This window comes from Bacteriovorax sp. As-1 (assembly GCF_058446905.1).
Window position 1 is genome coordinate 655,282 of record NZ_CP184341.1, and the last position, 18,082, is coordinate 673,363.

Genomic DNA, 18,082 nt, shown 5'->3' on the forward strand with positions numbered 1-18,082 from the left:
CCATCACCGTTCAAGTCCTTATACACCATTCTATCCTTTTAACTTGAAGTACTCTCCTGCATTTTCTGGATCTTCAACGAACCAGGCAGGGTTTCCTTTTTCATCTCTACCAATCTTTGCTCCGACCATCGGTGCTCCCTTTTGATCGAAAATTTTTGAATCTAGATTGATATCAATATTTGCATTATTCGATGGGAATAGTCCCATCGCCTGCATTTCTTTTACTGACTCTTTAAACGCATTTAAAACTTCTGCCAGCTCCGCATCTGTATGCGCTAGGTTTACGAACCAAGGGAATCCATCATAGACGTGAACACCTTTATATCTTAAAAGAGCAAAAAGGATTTCACCACCGTTAATATCCGACTTCCACTTTGGTTTCATGAGCGATCCAAAGTTATCCATCTTGATTGGTGCTTGTTCTGTCAGTAAGAACAAATTTAAATCGTCTACAAATTTTTGGGCCTTTTTATTCAATTGATCAAGACGCTCTACTCCACCTTCTTTTAGAATTTCCAGTGCACCTTTTGCTGCTGCAAGTGCTAATGGATGACGAACGAATGTACCTGCGAAATAAGTTACTCCGACAGTTGGAGTTGACTCATCTCCGTATTGCCAGTGTCCACCATCAAGGGCATCCATGTACTCTGTCTTTCCTGAAACGATACCGATTGGCATTCCACCACCGACAATCTTTCCATATGTACAAAGGTCTGCACGGATTCCGAAATACCCTTGAGCTCCAGCTGGGTGAACTCTAAAACCTGTGATGATTTCATCAAAGATTAAACATGTATTAGATTCAAGCGTGATCTTTCTCACTTCTTTTAAGAACTCTTGCGGGTGGAAATCTGAACGACGGCTTTGTACTGGTTCAACTAGAACAGCTGCAACTTCGTGGGCCATTTTTCTGATAGTCTCTAGGGCTTCTGGTGTTCCGTAATCTAACACTATCATGTTAGAAACCGCTTCACCGTTAATTCCCGGCGCAGCTGGATAAGACTTTCCGTTTTTAGCTCCCCTTAAAATAACTTCGTCGTTAATCCCGTGGTACGAACCACTAAAGACGATAATCTTCTCTCTTCCTGTTACCGTTCTGGCAATTCTCATTGCCCCTAATACGGCTTCAGAACCTGTGTTACAGAAAGCTGTTCTTTCGTTTCCAGTTAATTCATTAACAAGGTTAGATACTTCAGCAACTAACGGATGCTGAGGTCCAAGCTCGATACCTTCTTCGATCTGGCGGAGAACGTATTTTTTAATTCTTTCGTTTCCGTTACCAAAGAAGTTAGAACCAAAACCACAAGTCATATCGATGTACTTGTTGTCATCTAAATCCCAAAGAGTCTGAAGGTAGGATTTCTTCACAACGATTGGATAAACGATTTCTTTACTCTCTGGCTTAAAACCCGTTACAACACGTGGATCAGCGTGATTGACACGGTTGTCCTGCGTGAATTTCTTTGAGCCTTTTGTTTTAGCAATATATTGATTAAAGAAATTTTTAACTTTTGGATTCTCTAGAAGTTTTAGCTCTGAGTTTTTCTCTGCAATGATCCTTGCTTGAGCACCGAACGCTTCTTTAACATTCGTTACACTCACCTTTCCTTTTTTAGGAGCTTCTTCTTTGGCGGCCGGGGCCTGAGGAGGCATTGCCTGTGAAGCTGTAGGCGCAGGGATTTGGATTTGCGCTTGAGGTGTGATTGTCTGCGCTGCTGGAGAAAGTGCAGCCATTGGTTGACCACTTAAAAGCATAATCTGTTGAGACATTAACTCAAGCTGACGGTTGATGATCGATTCTAATCCTGTTGATGTTGCCGCTGGACTTAAAGTTGGAATGAGCACAGTGTTTTGTGCTGGCATTGGTGCAGGCATGGCCACTTGTTGCTGAATCGGAGCTGGCGCCGCCGGAGCTGGAGCAATACTTGCTGCAGAAGCAGGCGCCTGGATTGACGGAATCTGAACTTCAGAAACTGGAGCGGCCGCTGCTGGAGCATCAACCTTAATGTCCACTTTATCAACTAAGTGATTAGCTAAAAGATTAATTGATGCGTAATCTTCCATCAATTGCCTGAAAGTGATACTCACTTTTAATTCTTTCTTTAATAGAAGTGCAACCTGAGTAAGAAACAATGAATCCATTCCCATTTCTAAAAAGGTAACATCATTGCCGTAGCTTCCGACTTCCATTCCAGAAGATCTTTCGAAAATCTCGACAAGCGTGTTTTGAAGAGCGGTTAATTTTGCGTTCATAGGCTTTTCCTCAGTGCGGGGTTCTGATTTTGTATATAACGTTTTAGTAAGAACTTTTTTCTTGTGATCAAGCCACAGTCTGTTTTCTTCAAAGATATAAACAGGAGCGATCACTTTTCTTCTGTCGCTTTCTTGAAATTGAATCGATGGATCGCTTACCTTGAGTCCTGATAACCACAGGTCTCCAAGGGCCTTATTAAACGACGCCATTTCTACTTCAGTCTTAGCACCCATAAGAGTGACGATCTTAGCATCTGAGCCTGAGACAAAACTCATCTCTTTCTTTGCCAAATTCGTCAGGATATTTTTTGTTCCTGCTTCTAGAAGCAGGATATTCTTTTGTCCTAAAATCTTATTAATGGTACGGGCAAACTGCACCGTATCCACAATATGATTTGCCCAGTACGAAGCTTCCCCAAACAGATCTGACTCAAGATTAGTCGTCACCGTTGAGTACATGCTCGTTGTTGGTTTATTGAGAGTCAGTCCTTTTAAGAAAGTCTCAAACATTTCAACCGCTGGCTTCATCATGCGCGAGTGGAAGGCGTGCGATGTTTTAAGCTCAATCGCTGCAATTCCTTCCAAGGCCAGCATTTCTTTAAATGCCAGGACCTTTGCCGTTTCTCCGGCCACGACACATGAAGCTGATCCATTAACGGCAGCAATGTCCAGCTCCAAAGTCTCCAGACGCTTTTGCAATTCACTTTCAGGCAATCCCACCGAAAGCATCATTCCTGTTGGAAGTGACTGCATGATCTCTGCTCTCTTGGCGATAGCACGGAGACCATCTTCTAATGAAAACACGCCGTTCATTGTCGCCGCTACGAACTCTCCAATACTGTGACCGATAAACCCTTTAGGGTTAAGGCCTAAAGCTTTTAGAGTCATCGCCAGTGAGTACTCGACGATAAAAATCGCTGGCTGCGAGTAGAAAGTGTTATTTAAGTTCTCTTCAGAGCTCTCGCTCAGAATAATGTCTTTAATATTGTACGAAAGATGCTTATTAATCAGCGTGCAACACTGATCGAATAAATCTCTAAAGATTGCGTTGGCCTCATAAAGACCTTTTCCCATTTGCTTATAATGTGATCCCTGTCCCGGGAACATAAAATAAAGCTCTGGAGTTTTTGTGAACTCTCCACTCCCTGAGTTTGTCCCGTTGATTTTGGCCAGGTCATTATGTGTGCTTGCCGAAATAAAAGACCTGAACTTGTAGTCCCTTCTTCCCGTCTCAAGCGTGTAAGCAATTTTCTTCCACTCGGTGATGTCTGATTTTTGTAAGAAGGCCAGAAGCTCTTCTCTCATTAGTCTCATTTGTTTTTCAGTTTTAGCTGAAATCTTAAAGAGTGTTGGGCTCTGATCATGAATAGAGTTTGAGCTCTCTGCTTTATACTCTTCAATAATCACGTGAGCGTTTGTTCCCCCAACACCAAACGAAGAAACCCCCGCTCTTCTTGGCCCCTGCGTTTCAGGGAAAGGACGAGTTTCATTCGTAATGATAAAAGGAGAATTATCTAAATCTAATAGAGGGTTTGGTTTGTGGAAATGAACCGTTCCCGGAATCATTCCCGTCTTCACCGCCTTTACAGCTTTCATAAAGCTCGCCACACCAGCTGATCCTGTTAAGTGACCAAGGTTGGATTTTAGTGAGCCAAGATAGCAGTAATTTTTAGCTGCCGTTGATTTTCTAAAAGCTTTAGTTAAGGCCTCTACTTCAATTGGGTCTCCAACTGGAGTGGCTGTTCCGTGAGCTTCAATAAAGCCAATTGTGTCAGCTGTAATATTGGCGTCTTTTTGCGCGCGAAGAATGGCTTCAGCTTGCCCCATTACACTTGGAGCAGTGAAACTCATCTTATTTGATCCATCGTTATTAATCCCAACACCTTTAATGACAGCTAAAATATTATCGCCGTCTTTTTGAGCATCAGAGAGTCTCTTTAAAACAACAACCCCACCGCCGTCAGTAAAGACTGTTCCTGTCGCCTCGCTATCAAATGAGCGGCACTCACCATTTTTGGTTAAGATCCCGCCTTCCTGGAATAAATGTCCAGTATGAGGAGCTCCAGAAATTGAGATCCCTCCGGCCAGGGCCATGTCACAGTTTTTCAGGCGCAAGCTCTTTACTGCTTCAATGATAGCAACCAGTGAAGTTGAGCAAGCTGTATGAATTGAAAGCGCAGGTCCTCTAAGGTTTAGTTTAAAGGCCACACGTGTAGCGATATAATCTTTTTCCAGACCAAGCATAACGTTGAAGTCACCAATCATGGCCACTTTTTCCGGATACTGATCTACCAGACGGTTGTATTTCGAGTTCCCCATTCCGGCAAATACACCGATAGAACCCTGGAAGTTTTCTGAGGTATAACCCGCAAGCTCCAGACCTTCGTGAGTAAGTTCCAGAAACTTTCTTTGTTGAGGGTCCATCAACTCTGCTTCACGCGGAGTCATCCCAAAAAATTTGTTATCAAATGACTCTTGCCCCGGATAAACACCTTCGGCAAAAACGTAGCTTGGATCGTTGCAGATTTCTTCTGGGACATCCGGATTGATTTCATCTTTTGAGAAGATTTCAATGCTGCTCTTTACATTGATCAGGTTCGTCCAGAACTCATCAATGTTTTTGGCCCCCGGGAACCTTCCGGCCATACCGATAACAGCAATATCATTTGAGATAAAGCCAGTGTTCAGGTCATCTCTTTCAAACAGAGCATCGAGCTCATCTCTTTCATTGTTCATGAAAGCGGCAACCTTTCTAATGGTTGGCAATTGGAAAAGATCGACGACTGTCAGTTGTTTTTCAGAAACAAGATTGATGTCGATTAAAATCTTAATGGCCATCAGCGAGTTACCGCCAAGGTCAAAAAAGTTGTCATCAATACCGATTCCCTGAATTTTTAAGTATTTCGTCCAAAGCTTTAAAAGCTTCGCATGAGTTTCATTTTCAACTGCCGCATACTCCACTGAAAGATCTGGTCTCTCATTGCTTGGAAGCGGAAGGTTTTTATAATCCACCTTCCCCGATGGAGTCAGAGGAATAGTTTTGAGTTTAATGAAATGAGACGGCACCATATACTCAGGAAGTTCCTGGCGAAGCTTCTCGCGAAGTTCACCGATTTGAGCATTGCCCGTGATGTAAGCACAGATCACATTTTCTTCGTTAAGTTCGACGACCTTAACCACACCACCATCAACATGTTTTTGCTTTAGAAGAGACACTTCAATCTCTCCAAGCTCAATGCGATAGCCTCTGATTTTAACTTGTCCGTCTTTTCTTCCAAGGAAAACGATGTTGCCTTCCGGGTTTACAAAACCAATGTCACCCGTTTTATAAATGCGCCCTAATTTTTCATCGTCTAAGAAACGCTCACTCGTCAGTTCCGGTGAATGAAGATAGCCGTTCGCTAAGCATGTTCCTGCGAGATATAAATCCCCTTCCACTCCGTCTGCGACAGGGTTTAGGTTTTCATCAAGGATATGCACCTGTGAGTTTTTAATCGCTTTTCCGATTGTGGGAAGTCCAGGCCACGCGTCAGGGTTTCCCTCAAGAGTTAAGCTTGTAACAACGTGAGACTCACTCGGTCCGTAGTGATTGTATAAAAAAGCTCCATTTAATTTTTTAAAGAAGCTTCTGATGCTTGATGTGACTTTTAACTGCTCACCTGCTGTTGTCACTTCCTTTAAACTCAAAGGAATCAAGTTGTGAGCAACGGCCACTTCAGAAAGATGGTTGAGAGCGACGTATGGAAGAAAGAGTCGATTGACGTTTTTCTTGATAAGCTCTTTTAAAAGCGCATGAGTGTCTAGGCGCATTTCTTCGCTGATTAACACCAGCTCTCCTCCCATTGAAAGCGTCGAGAACATTTCCTGGAAATGAACATCAAAACTTAACGGAGTAAACTGCAGCGTAATCGTCTCTTTGTTGATCGTCTGCTCGTTTTGCCATTCGATTAAATTCACCAGAGCTCGGTGGTTCATCGAAACACCTTTTGGGTTTCCGGTAGAACCGCTAGTGTAAATAACGTAAGCAAGATCAATGTTTTTGGCATCAACAATCACTCGCTCCTCAGAAGCGGTATCGAGACTCATTTTTTCAAAACATAAAACATCTGCGCGAGAGTCAGCAAAGATACTGGTGAATGTTTCATGAGCAATGATTTGTGAAACGCGCGAATGCGCTACCATGTATTTTAAACGTTCTACTGGATATTCAGGATCAAGAGGAAGATAAGCAGCTCCGTTTTTTAAAATAGCAATCACTGTGGCCACTAATTCAAACGAGCGCTTCATCGAGACACCAACAACATCACCAGGCTGAACACCATTGTCTCTTAAAACACGAGCAATCTTGTTGGATAATTTTTCTAATTCAAGATAAGTGCACGCACGATCCCCCATCGACAGTGCAATGGCATTCTCTTTTTGATCAGCTGTTTTTTCGAATAACGAATGGATGAACAAGCCTGGGGTCCTGGTTAACATTGCACGAATGACTAAACAATTAATCATTAAATCATAACACTAAGCATCACTCCCTTATCGGTAAAGTGTGGAAAATGTAAAATTTTCATAGCAAAATTGTCAGAAATTATCAGGCTAAGTCACTGATTTTTAAAATGCCCAAATGGGGGACAAAAAATCTTTTGAACTAGTCCGGAAAAATCCAACCAGAATCAGGTTTTCTAGCGAGACAATTCCAATACAGTTAAACAGGTTTTATTGTCCAATGTAAAGCGGCCATCGAATGAAAAGCGGGATTTTGGGCCAAAATTGAGGTTAAGATCTCTGATTAAATTGATAACAAATCTTCCGTTATCCGAATCAATTTCTGTAACAGAAGCATCTTCGAAACCAAAAAATTTTTTTACTTGAGGATAGAGAGCTTTATAAAGAGATTCTTTTGCGGAAAAAATAAGCGTGAGCAATTCTTCATCGGAGAATTGAGGATGTGAAAGAAGATCTCCTCCACTCCTGATTTGTTTGGCGAGTTCCAGTTTTGTTCTTCCCATGACTTCAAAATCCATTCCCACTCCTAAGAGGTCGGTGTCTTTGGCAACAGCAGCTCCAACCCAAAATTCATTGTGAGAAATAGTCCCCACAACTCCTCGAGGCCATGCAGGTGAGCGGTCTGGATTATTTTTTAAATCGTAAAGAGGTTGTTTAGTACACTCGTAGAATGCTTTTGCAGCACAAAGTCTTCCGAGAAGAAATTCGTCTTTTCTCTTCGGATGAAATCCATCAACAGCGCTGTCGTATTGAAGTTTTGAATGTTCGATTTTTAAAGAAGCATCCAGATCCTCTTCTTTTTTAAGAGCAAAAAAAGAGGATCTGAGAAAAAGATGAGACCAAGGATTTTTCATTCTATAGGGCGATAATTAATAAGGCCGCAGTTGAAATAATACCGGCAATCTGTCCAAAACGGTTTAACCAAGTATCACCTTCTGTTTCGATTTTAGAGTTCATATAAATCGTATCATTCGGGAAAATCACAGGTATTGTTTCTGGCTTATCAAAAGAGAAATTGATTCTCTTTACACCGTCTTTTGTGTTTCTGAAAACGTAACACTCGTTGTAACCAAGGCCCTGAACTAGACCACCTGATTTTTCGATGTAGTAGTAAAGACCTGCATCTTTTTGGTGAAGAACTTTACCTGGCTTTTGGACACCACCAAGCATTGTGACGAATGGAATTTCACGGCTAGCTCCCGCAAGACTGTCTAGTTTTGCAACGAAAACACTGTCGCCACCAAGCCATCTGATTTTATCTACACTATCAGATGATTCGAAGTAACGGTTTAATAAAACTTGATACTCAAAAGTCGATTGTTTTAAAGAAGCTGTGAAGTAATCTACGCTGATATCTCCCTGCACTCCACCAGCTCCATCAACAACAAGATCCAGAGTGTCTGTAGGTCGTACTAAATAGCGACCTGGTTTTTTTACCAGACCTCTTACTTCTACCCAATAATCTTTTGAAGTAAGAGTGAAATTTACGCTCTCAACACCTTTTTGGAAAAATTTTCTATAAGCATTAAGAACTGTCTCTTTGACTTCGGCAAAAGTTTTGTTCGTTACATCAACATTTACATTGTATGGCAGTTGTAGAATTCCGTTGAAATCAGCTCTAAACTTTCCGCTTAGCTTGCTGTCACTCGAGTGAGACATTGTGAATAAATGTCCTGGGGCCATATACTGGGGGATTTTTGACATATCTGGGACTTCAGAGTTTAATGCGCTCGCAGGGTTGTTGGCCTCTTGGTTTTCCATCACCTTTGCCACGTGCTGAGTGTAGCGAGGGTAATCAGAAATCGAATTACTTGAGCATCCTGATAAGAAAACAACAGCACTCAAAAGAAAAAATAAATATTTCACGTCCGTCCCCTAATTCGAAGTATATTTAATATATAAAGTATATATTGATTTTTGAGAATAACACTAATTTCTTTAAAGGCATATTGCCTGGATGACTTTTAAGATGAGAATTGTTCACGTGGCCCAGTTCCTAGGAATCGGGGGGCTGGAAAAAATTGTCTATCACCTTGCCCTTGAGCAACAAAAGCGCGGTCACACTGTAGACATTTACATCTACGATCACGAACGCACATGGGTTGATTTCTTCAGGAAAAGTGGTCTCAATGTCATCACACCTGAACTTAAAAAACCCGGTTATGATTTTTCGCTCATAAAGCGCATGGAACATGACTTTCAAGGTTACGACGTCATTCACTCTCACGATCTCAATCCCTTGATGTATCTTGGACCTTTGCGCCTTTGGAAGAAACTCACTTTCAAAAAATGGGGCAAACTGATCCACACCACACACGGTCTGGATCACATTGATAATTACCCACGCGGCAAACTTTACCAACAAATCTTCTCTCGCTTAGCTGACAAGATGATTGCCGTCAGCGAAAAGATCGGACTCTTTTATACGCGCGACATAGGCCTTGCTGCAAAAAAAGTAGCCGTTATCCAAAATGGTATCTCTACATACGAAGGTGAGATCACTCAAGAGATGCGCGCTGAAAAAAAGGCATGGCTGGCCGCCCGTCATGGACTGGATGTCACTCGCCCTATTATTCTTTCACTATCGCGAGTGGTTCCCTTAAAAGATCAAAAGTTTCTTATTGAAGCTTTAAAGAAGAGACCTTTTTATCAACTCATCGTTGCCGGTCCTCCAAGTGAACAGGCCTATTTCGATGAATTAAAAAAAATGGAAGATCAAAATATCAAGATGGTCGGCTCACAGGAATTGGTGGCCGATTACAATATGGGCTCTGATATGTATGTCAGTGCTTCGACTCACGAAGGAATCCCGGTAGCAGTTCTTGAAGCGATGGCGGTTGAAACCCCCTGCCTGGTCAGCAAAATTCCTGGTCACATGACTCTTTTAAAATACGGCGACTACGTGGAGCTTTTTAAACTTCACGATCAAGACGACTTCTTAAACAAGTTCGACGAAATGTTTGCCCGTATCTATCAAACACAAAAAAATGCGCAAAAGGCACGAGGCCTGGTTGAAGATCACTATTCAGTCAAAACGATGGTGAATAATTATTTCAAGGAATATGAAGCATGATTGGTCTTCACAAACTCAAGACCGGGCATTGGCCGGTTTTTCTCATCTCAATGGTGTCGGCAATCACCAATTTGTTTTTACCCGTTGTCCTGGTTCGTATTCTTGATCCACTTGATATCGGAATCTACAAGATCTTTTTTCTTTATGCTCAGTCGATCACTTTTCTCTCTCTAACCGGTGGACCGCTTTACAGCGTTTACTTTTGGATTGGAAAAAAAGAAAACTCGGTTCGTTATGTTGAACACGCCTGGATCTTGAGTTTTGTTCTCAGCGTAGTTTGTGCGGTTATCGGACTGCTTTTTTCAGTCCCTCTCTCTCATGTTATTTCGATTACTGAAACACAAACGATCCTTCTGCTTCTTTCGGCCATCACCGCTGCTCCGGCCTCTTTTTATGGTGAGTACCTGATTGCCAGAGGAAGACGCATCAATGGAAGCTTATTCAACAGCGGTTTTGAAATTATTAAAGGGATTGTTATCATCGCTTTAGTTTATGTCACAAGACACATCAATGCTGCTTTCTGGGGATTTACGGTCCTCTTCTTGATTAAACTTGCCCTTGCGGCCTATCTTGGAAAAAAAGAAAAAGTCCTGACTTTCGAAGTTGATAAAGAAAAATTAAAAGATGTTTGGCGTTACTGTGCCCCCATTTCCATTGCCGGTGTTCTTGGTTTCTTCCTGGAAAAAGTAGATATGATTCTACTTTCTTCTCAATTGACTCCCGAAAGCTTTGCTTTCTACTCGATGGGATGTTTAGCTGTACCACCACTTTATATTCTGGAAATGTCGGTGCAGAAAGTTCTGATTCCTGCTGTTTCTGGAGCTTTTCACGCTGGTGATAAACTGAGTATGATTCAGCATTACAGGAAAGCTCAAAGCGATATTGCTTATCTCATGATCCCTGCCGTTTTTGGCCTGATTATCTTTAACCGCCCGATCATTGAGATTCTTTTCACTGATCAGTATATGCAGTCGGCAGTTTACTTAAAAGTTTTCGCTTTAACATATCTTGCCTACATCATTCCTCACGATGCAATTCCAAGAGCGACCGGACAAACGAGTTGGGTTTTAAAAATGTATTTAATCCTGACGCCACTTTCAATTGTTGTGGTTTATTTCTGTGCCGGGATCTGGGGGGCAATGGGGGCGCTTATCTCCAGTATGGTCTTCTTCTACTTGCCAAAAATTCCAGGGCTTATTTACTCATCCCAAATTACCGGCTACCCCATTAGAAATCTGATCGCCTGGAAGTCTCTTGCTCTTTACGTTGGCATGAATGCTATTTTAATGATTGCTTGTTATGCTTTAAAAAATGTTTTTTCATCTGAGAAAATGTGGTTTTTAGTATTAAGTCCGATTTACGCCGCTCTTTATTTAGGAGTGGTGAACTACTTAAGACACTTAAAAGGAAAACATGAACTCAAAGCCTAAGGCGTATAGACCTGTTCTCGTTCTTGCTCCCGGTGTCCTTGCCGGTGCTGAAAAAGTTGTCCTTACAGGACTTACGGCCTTATCCGCTATTGGCCTTAATCCTTTGATGGTCATTATAAGAGAAACGAGAATCCCTCACCTGGCCCACGACTTTGAAAAAATGATTCCTTCTCACATTGATTACCTCATTATCGATTCGACGAAAGCTTTAGATATTGAGCTGCCAAAAAGACTTAGAGAATCACTGCAAGACCAGACTCTCCCTTTAGTTCTTCATAGCCATGGTTTTAAAGCGCTTATCGCTTGTTACATGAGCAAAGGAAAACATCCGCACATTCACACTCACCACGGGAACACGGCCCATACATTAAAAGTACGCATCTATGAAAAGATCGCCATGATGACAATGAAATCTTGTCGTGCGGTGGTTGCTGTTTCTTATAAGATGAAAGATGAATTGGAAAAATCACTACGCCCCTTTAACCGTATCGTAGTCATTGAGAATATGCTTTCATTAAAAAATGCCGCAAAGATCAGAGGTGAAAGAAAAAATCTTGCAGCAGAAAGTGAAATCATTAAACTTATCTACGTCGGTCGCATTAGCCCCGAAAAAGGACTGCTTCCTTTTTTAACAGCATGGTCGATGAGTCCTGAGAGAAAACGCTTTCACCTTACTGTACTGGGAGATGGTGTTGACAGGGCCAAAGCTGAAGCTTTTGCCCGAGACAACGGACTTCTTGAACAGATGACTTTTCACGGCTTCGTAAGCGATCCTTCAAGCTACTTCACTTCACCAGATGTTCTCATTATGCCAAGTCTGCGAGAAGGCCTGCCAATGACACTCATAGAGGCCCTGGCCTCTGGCCTGCCAGTCATTGCCAATAACGTAGGTGCCATTGCCAGTATGGTCACTCATAATCATAACGGTTTTTTTGCAGATGATTTTTCACCTGAGAGCTGGGTGAAGGTTCTAAGAGAAACATTACAGAATGTCTCTCGCTGGAAAAAACAGGCAGAAGGTGAAGCCCAGGAAATTGAGGAGCGCTTCAGCGCTGATTCATGGGCACAAAAAACCCGTGAGCTTTATCAAAAAGAAATCAATTCATAACAGAGTCGAAGGCCTTTGCCCCAATGGCCTTCGGTGAATACACCGACTCCAATTCTTTAAAAGCAGCAGCGGCCATGGCCTTACCCATTTGGCGGTCAAGTTTATTAAGAGTTGAAATCCACTCTTCTTTAGTCTCTGCTTTAAAATAATCGTTAAGCCCACTTCCCTGCACTCCCATGTCTGTTGCAACAATTGGCATGCCCTTTGAGATGCTTTCAATAACTTTAATTCTCGTCCCAGATCCATAACGGATAGGGATAATACTGTAGTCGCAGTCGCGGTAAACAGCATCTAGGTCTTTAACGAAACCAAAGAACTTTACCCCAGGCTGTTTAAACAATTCAGTTCCCCAGCCAGAGTCGCCACTGCCCACGATGTGCAGTTCAAGTTTTTTCTGATCAACTTTCGGCCAGACTTCTTCCAAAAACCACTTAAGCCCATCTTTATTTGGGGCCCAGTCCATTTTTCCTAAAAAAAGAAGTTTTAAAGGAGAAGCTTCATTGATGTCATTTTTCTCTTCAATTTTTTTAAAATCTAATCCTACCGGGATGAGTGATAGTTTTTCTTTTTCTTTCGGATTTAAATCTTCAAAACGTTTTAAATCTTCAGGAGCAATACACCAGACTTTTTTAGCTCTTTTAATCAGACTTGATTCCAGAGCACTCATCTTTTGTCCTTGCCATAATAAGAGCTTGCTGATGATTGCATTATTTGTTTTAGAAGCAGCTGTCGACCAAAGATCCCCTTCCACGTTATGAGCGCGGTAGACGACTTGAGTGTTTTTAAAAGCAGGGATGTCTTTAAAAGTTGTGTAAGGGTGAAGGCCATCAAACACAACCAGGTCATAGGCCCTGTGGGTTAAAACCTGATTCACTTCTCTTTTAAGTTTTGATGTCAGGAAGTATCCTGTTGTCACTGGCAGTCCAGGAGATTTTAAAAAGCTTGTTCCTAAAAAAAGAAGTTTTTCTAGCTTCCCAGGAGCTGAAGCTTTTTTGAAAAAATAAACATTCGTTGGATTGAATTCTTTGTTGTAATCGCTTAAATGAAGCTCATCCGAGTCCTCTTCATTAAAAAGCATAATATCAAGTTCATTAAAATGTGGCCTGACAGATTTCAATAAGGCCTGATTCGCTACGCGTGCACCATCGCGGACAGGAAAGATTCCTTTGGGTACAACCCACAAACACCTTTTCATTTTATTATCCAAAAATTTAATAGACGTTGGTTTCCCAAGTCGCTTCTAAGTCTGTTGTTAATGTTAAATAAAGCGCTTTCAAGCTGGCCGCGTTGACGATCACAAAATAAGTTGGAATAGAAGCAATCTTCCCCAGGATTCCCGGAGGTCTCCACAACATTCCCAACAAGGCCATCGAGTAACATAAAAACTGCGCCACCATTAATATATCAACCAGCGTATTATGCCCCCAAATAAAGGCCGCCAGGTTGACGATAAAAAGCGTAATCAAAAATACGGGAACTAGCCATCTAAGAACTTTGTGTCCAAAGAGTTGTAGTAAAACAAAAGTGTGGTCTTTAAAATTCAGTCTTCTAAAAGCGTATAAAAAACCTTTCATCCCGCCGCGGATAACACGCACGCGCATGTTAAACTCCTGCGAAGGTTTTTGGGTTGTTCTCTCGTATGAAACCGCCTCTTCTTCATAGGCAATGCGGTGACCTTGGGCCACGATCATCAGAGGTTCAGTAAAGTCTTCAATGATATTTGGTGGAAGAACGTGGTAAAGCTTTCTTCTAAAAGCATTGATACACCCAATCGCCCCTGTCAATGTGTGCATGCGGCTTTGGGCCCTTTTAATCGCCAGCTCATAGTTCCAGTAAATCTTAGTTGCCAGCCCCATTGAGCTTTGGCCTTTTTCAAAATATGTCAGGTTTCCGCTCACCATTCCCACAGATGGATCCGCAAAATTTCGGACCATTTTTCTAATCGCATCTTTTTTATAAACTGCTGTCGCGTCTGAAAACACGATAATCTCTTTTCTCATCGCCAGCACGGCCTGGTTTCTTGCTTCTGTCTTTCCCACTCGGCCTTCCACTCTAAAAAGCCTGATGCCGTCTTTTTCGAAACTCTTCACGATTTCATCCGTGCGGTCAGTTGATCCGTCAGAGACAACGACAATTTCCAGTTTGTCTTTTGGGTAATCCAACTCCAATGAGTTTTTAATCTTGTCAGCGATTCCCTCTTCCTCGTTGTAAGCGGCAATCAATAGCGAAACTTCCGGAAGAAAGTTGTCATCTTTTTTAACTTTGCTATTTGAAAAGAGAGAGAGGAAAAGAATAGTTAGAGGGTAACCGGCATAAGAATAGAAAATAATGAAAAGTAAAAAGACAATCAGATAGTTCATCAATGTAACCCTTTAGCAAGCACCGCGGCCTCAAGCCCTTTGGTCGGCACTTTCACTTCATCCTTGAGATAAAACTGGCCAGAGGCCACCGTTAACCCTAACAGGATATAAGGATACAACATATACGTGTGAGATAAAAATGTTATTGCAGTTCCATAAGAGAGCATGGCGAGAATAAACTCGGGGTGCTCCTTTCTCATAACCCACGCTGACCTTAGTGAAAAAATCCAAATCCCCACATAAAAACAGAATCCGACAATTCCAGTTTCTGCCAAGGCCAAAAGCCAGGTCGAGTGCGCTGTTTTATGTTTTCCTTCTGTCCCAACGTGACCGTCAGTATAAGTTAAGAGGTTAAGAGGATATCCGTCATAACCAACACCTAAAAGCGGGTGTCTGATTCCCATATTAAGGGCCGCAGTCCAATAGATCTTTCTATTGTTAGTTGAGCCTTCAACGTCTTCGGCATTTCTTTTAATCATCGACATCGCACCAACACTTAGAAGCATTCCAATTGCGACGATGATTGTTGCCATTTTTTTGTTCTGAGCTTTAAGCCAAAACCACCCAACAATCAGTGTCCCTACTCCCAAAACGGCTCCGCGGGATTTTGACTGCCAGATTAGGTAGGCATAAAAAGAGAAAATAATCAGACCCAGAAGGTATCTGAAAAAAGAAACCGTAATCCCTTTTAAGAAGGCCAGTGTAAATGGGATCACGAGAATCATGATTGCCGCAATGTCGTTTGAGTTTTCCAAGATACCAACGCTGGTTAAACGCTCACCATCGGCCACTTTCCCCAGGAAAAATGAATTGTAAAAAGACATTGCTGCTTTTTCAGTAATCCCTAAAACCAAGGCCGACTGAACAGGGAGAATGTATTCTTTTTTATCAACAACGTTAACGATCAAGAAATAAACGATAATCCCTTTAATAAAGATTTCGTTATAGTTAATTAAAGCTCCCACCAGCTGGAAAGATGGAATGATCGAAAAGAATGTCCAGATGGCAAAAAAGAGAACGAAAGCACTCGCCAGGTTCCATTGGAAATAATATCTTTTTCTGATGATCTTGTGACCAATGAAACTTAAAAAACACAGGATGAAGATATCCCTTGGCATCCCCGCCATCATTTGATCGTTCTTAAAAATCTCCCACGGTCTTGAGATCAGAAGAAATATAAAAAATGATACCGCGTATTTTGGATCAAAAATAGAAAACGTAATCAGGAAGGCAAAAGCAAATCCCAGGACAATCCCCAGGCTTCCCCATTCGTTTAACAACAAACCATAAACTCCCAGGAAAATCCCAATGAGTAAAGGCCCGATAAATTTAAGATTGACGTGTTCAAGACGGTCGAAAGTGCCTGCGGCCTGATCTCTCCAGGCAAAATACATAAAGAACACACATAGTGAGGTTATGATAAACTGATGAAGCGTGAATAAAAAGTCATCTCCAGCTATCATAACCAGCGCCTCTCGCTATTAATTGTCCATGGCGATTCTGTTAGAGATATTGCTTTCAAGAAGTTTTCTTTCTTCCCAAATGATCGCTTGATTGGTCATTAGACCTGCTTCTTCAATGTGAGGCAGAAATCCAAAGTATTCGCCTTTTAAATCGCGTGCCATTACACGCGCTCTCTCAGATGGAGAAAGTTGCATAATTTCATTGTAAAAAACGTACCCGAAACAAAGAACCAGACCGATCATGAAACCAAGGCTGGCAAAAAGTCTTTTCTTAGGAAACAGTGGTGAAGACGGGATTTGAGGAGCGATGATAACTCCAATGTATCCCGGTAAGCTTTTTCTTTCGATATCAAGAGCTACGTTGATGTCGTTAAACTTTGTATAAAGTTTTGAAGCGATATTTTGAGAAATTTCTTTATCTCCGGCCATTAGAAGAGGAGCATCTGAATACTCTTTCGCTCCATCTTCATTAATTGCTTTTTCTGTTTTTTCCGCTTTGGCTTCAATTTCTTCTAACCAGTTTTGAATCGTAGCTTTTCTTTGCTCTAATTTTACGATGCGCGGGTGGTGCACGTTAAACTGCATTTTTAAAGCGCTTAGGTCTGAGTTGATTTTTGCAATTTCTGATCTTAAAACATCCGGGTTCTTTGAGGCCAGAGCGTTTGCAGAGATTGAGTCTTCAGTAATTTGTTTTGTCACATTTACTGACTCAAGCTTTTGCTGGATTGTTTTCTTTGCGTTTTCGATCGTCTCAATTCTTGAATTGATAAATGTCGCTTTTACTGCGTCCATAACTTTTTTTGTCACTTCATAAGTAACAGTCGGATCACCGTAAGAGAATGAAACGTGGTAAGACTGTCCACCAGTTGAAAACAGCTCAAATCTGTCTCTTAACTGCTCGCGAGCTTTTGAAAGTTGCTGTGGAGTCATGTTTGGGGCATAGATTTTAAATTCATTACCGATCTGGTCGATGAATTCGTCATTTAATGTTTCTTTTACCATTGAATCAGTTGTCTGAGTCATTTCGGCAATTGAGTTCATTCCTGGGATAACTTCACTGATCAGGGCATTCTTAAAATATTTTGAATAAATATTAAGCTCGAATTCCGAGCGGTATGTTTTTGGTAGAATGAAACTTAACTGCACCAGACACAGAACGCTGGCAAGCATGATAATCGCCAGTGGTTTTTTATAGAAAACCAGAAGGCTAAAAAAATCTCTGATGTAAATTTTTTCTTTCATATATTCTACTTGTTGAAAAGGACACCTAGAACATCCTTGCGGTTTTGCTCTAGTTCTTTTTGTAGTTTATTTACGCTTCTTCCGAACGACTTCTCAGTACTCACAATAATGTTTGAATGAGTGCTTACGCGCACAGAGTGGTCATTTGTTCCACTCGTCATCGTATCAACAATCACGAGGTCATACTCAGTTGAGAATGAGTTAACCAACTGGTTTGTATAAAGACCATCGTAAGCATTTTTAAGCCAGTTCATATCGATGTTCTTAAGTCTGAAAATTTGGAAGTCAAACGGGTGGCCTTGAACCATACCGTCTTGTGTTTTTTCTTTTTCGTAAGCTTTTAAGTATTGGTTTAAAAGCGGGTCTCCATCTGGATTTAAATCAATCAGAAGGATCTTAAATTTATAAACTTCAGAAAGACCACGAGCTAAAAGCATCGACACAGTCGTCTTTCCTTCTGAACGCTTCTCACTCAAAACGCTGATTGAACGCAACCCTTTCGTTGTGTGCTTATAGTGAATACGTTGAATCATTGAACTGATCGGTCCTACGTCCCAAACAGTCGTTGCATGCGTTTCATTCATCATGAGTCACCTTAAAAAAATACACCTATTATTTAGTTCACAATACCAAAGCCCAACGGTCCTTAA

The 18,082-nt window shown here is 41.5% G+C and carries 11 protein-coding genes; 3 read left to right on the top strand and 8 right to left on the bottom strand.

Translation table 11 applies throughout. The features are described 5' to 3' along the window. Nucleotides 1-30 precede the first annotated feature (30 nt). The 3 genes from ACN20O_RS03315 to ACN20O_RS03325 form a co-directional block, all read right to left on the bottom strand. Nucleotides 31-6,759: an amino acid adenylation domain-containing protein gene (locus tag ACN20O_RS03315; RefSeq protein WP_491637200.1), complete on the bottom strand. Its 6,729-nt coding sequence runs from the start codon at nucleotides 6,757-6,759 to the stop codon at nucleotides 31-33. A 173-nt stretch (nucleotides 6,760-6,932) separates the two neighbouring features. Next, nucleotides 6,933-7,610 (bottom strand): 4'-phosphopantetheinyl transferase family protein, encoded by a 678-nt coding sequence (locus ACN20O_RS03320; protein ID WP_491637202.1) that lies wholly within the window; start codon nucleotides 7,608-7,610, stop codon nucleotides 6,933-6,935. A gap of 1 nt (nucleotide 7,611) precedes the next feature. Beyond that, nucleotides 7,612-8,622 (bottom strand): polysaccharide biosynthesis/export family protein, encoded by a 1,011-nt coding sequence (locus ACN20O_RS03325; RefSeq protein ID WP_491637203.1) that lies wholly within the window; start codon nucleotides 8,620-8,622, stop codon nucleotides 7,612-7,614. Nucleotides 8,623-8,725: 103 nt separating this feature from the next. On the opposite strand from ACN20O_RS03325, the gene ACN20O_RS03330 reads away from it, so the two are divergent. The 3 genes from ACN20O_RS03330 to ACN20O_RS03340 are packed head-to-tail and all read left to right on the top strand — an operon-like array spanning nucleotide 8,726 to nucleotide 12,367. Continuing rightward, entirely contained in the window at nucleotides 8,726-9,829 is a 1,104-nt protein-coding gene (locus ACN20O_RS03330) for a glycosyltransferase family 4 protein (protein WP_491637204.1), read from the top strand. Continuing rightward, the gene (locus tag ACN20O_RS03335; RefSeq protein WP_491637206.1) at nucleotides 9,826-11,259 is read left to right on the top strand and encodes an oligosaccharide flippase family protein; all 1,434 of its coding nucleotides are present in this window, start codon (nucleotides 9,826-9,828) and stop codon (nucleotides 11,257-11,259) included. The genes ACN20O_RS03330 and ACN20O_RS03335 overlap by 4 nt, the downstream gene beginning before the upstream one ends. After that, nucleotides 11,243-12,367 (top strand): glycosyltransferase family 4 protein, encoded by a 1,125-nt coding sequence (locus ACN20O_RS03340; RefSeq protein WP_491637208.1) that lies wholly within the window; start codon nucleotides 11,243-11,245, stop codon nucleotides 12,365-12,367. The genes ACN20O_RS03335 and ACN20O_RS03340 overlap by 17 nt, the downstream gene beginning before the upstream one ends. On the opposite strand, the gene ACN20O_RS03345 is transcribed toward ACN20O_RS03340, so the two are convergent. The 5 genes from ACN20O_RS03345 to ACN20O_RS03365 are packed head-to-tail and all read right to left on the bottom strand — an operon-like array spanning nucleotide 12,357 to nucleotide 18,019. Continuing rightward, the gene (locus ACN20O_RS03345; protein ID WP_491637210.1) at nucleotides 12,357-13,562 is read right to left on the bottom strand and encodes a glycosyltransferase; all 1,206 of its coding nucleotides are present in this window, start codon (nucleotides 13,560-13,562) and stop codon (nucleotides 12,357-12,359) included. The genes ACN20O_RS03340 and ACN20O_RS03345 overlap by 11 nt on opposite strands. A 16-nt stretch (nucleotides 13,563-13,578) precedes the next feature. Then, on the bottom strand, nucleotides 13,579-14,727 hold the full coding sequence (locus ACN20O_RS03350; RefSeq protein ID WP_491637212.1) for a glycosyltransferase family 2 protein: 1,149 nt from the start codon (nucleotides 14,725-14,727) through the stop codon (nucleotides 13,579-13,581). After that, nucleotides 14,727-16,190 (bottom strand): O-antigen ligase family protein, encoded by a 1,464-nt coding sequence (locus tag ACN20O_RS03355; protein WP_491637214.1) that lies wholly within the window; start codon nucleotides 16,188-16,190, stop codon nucleotides 14,727-14,729. The genes ACN20O_RS03350 and ACN20O_RS03355 overlap by 1 nt, the downstream gene beginning before the upstream one ends. Nucleotides 16,191-16,208: 18 nt before the next feature. Further along, nucleotides 16,209-17,432 (bottom strand): GumC domain-containing protein, encoded by a 1,224-nt coding sequence (locus ACN20O_RS03360; RefSeq protein ID WP_491637216.1) that lies wholly within the window; start codon nucleotides 17,430-17,432, stop codon nucleotides 16,209-16,211. A 5-nt stretch (nucleotides 17,433-17,437) separates the two neighbouring features. Then, nucleotides 17,438-18,019, bottom strand: coding sequence for a nucleotide-binding protein (locus tag ACN20O_RS03365; RefSeq protein ID WP_491637218.1), 582 nt, complete (start codon nucleotides 18,017-18,019; stop codon nucleotides 17,438-17,440). Nucleotides 18,020-18,082 lie beyond the last annotated feature (63 nt).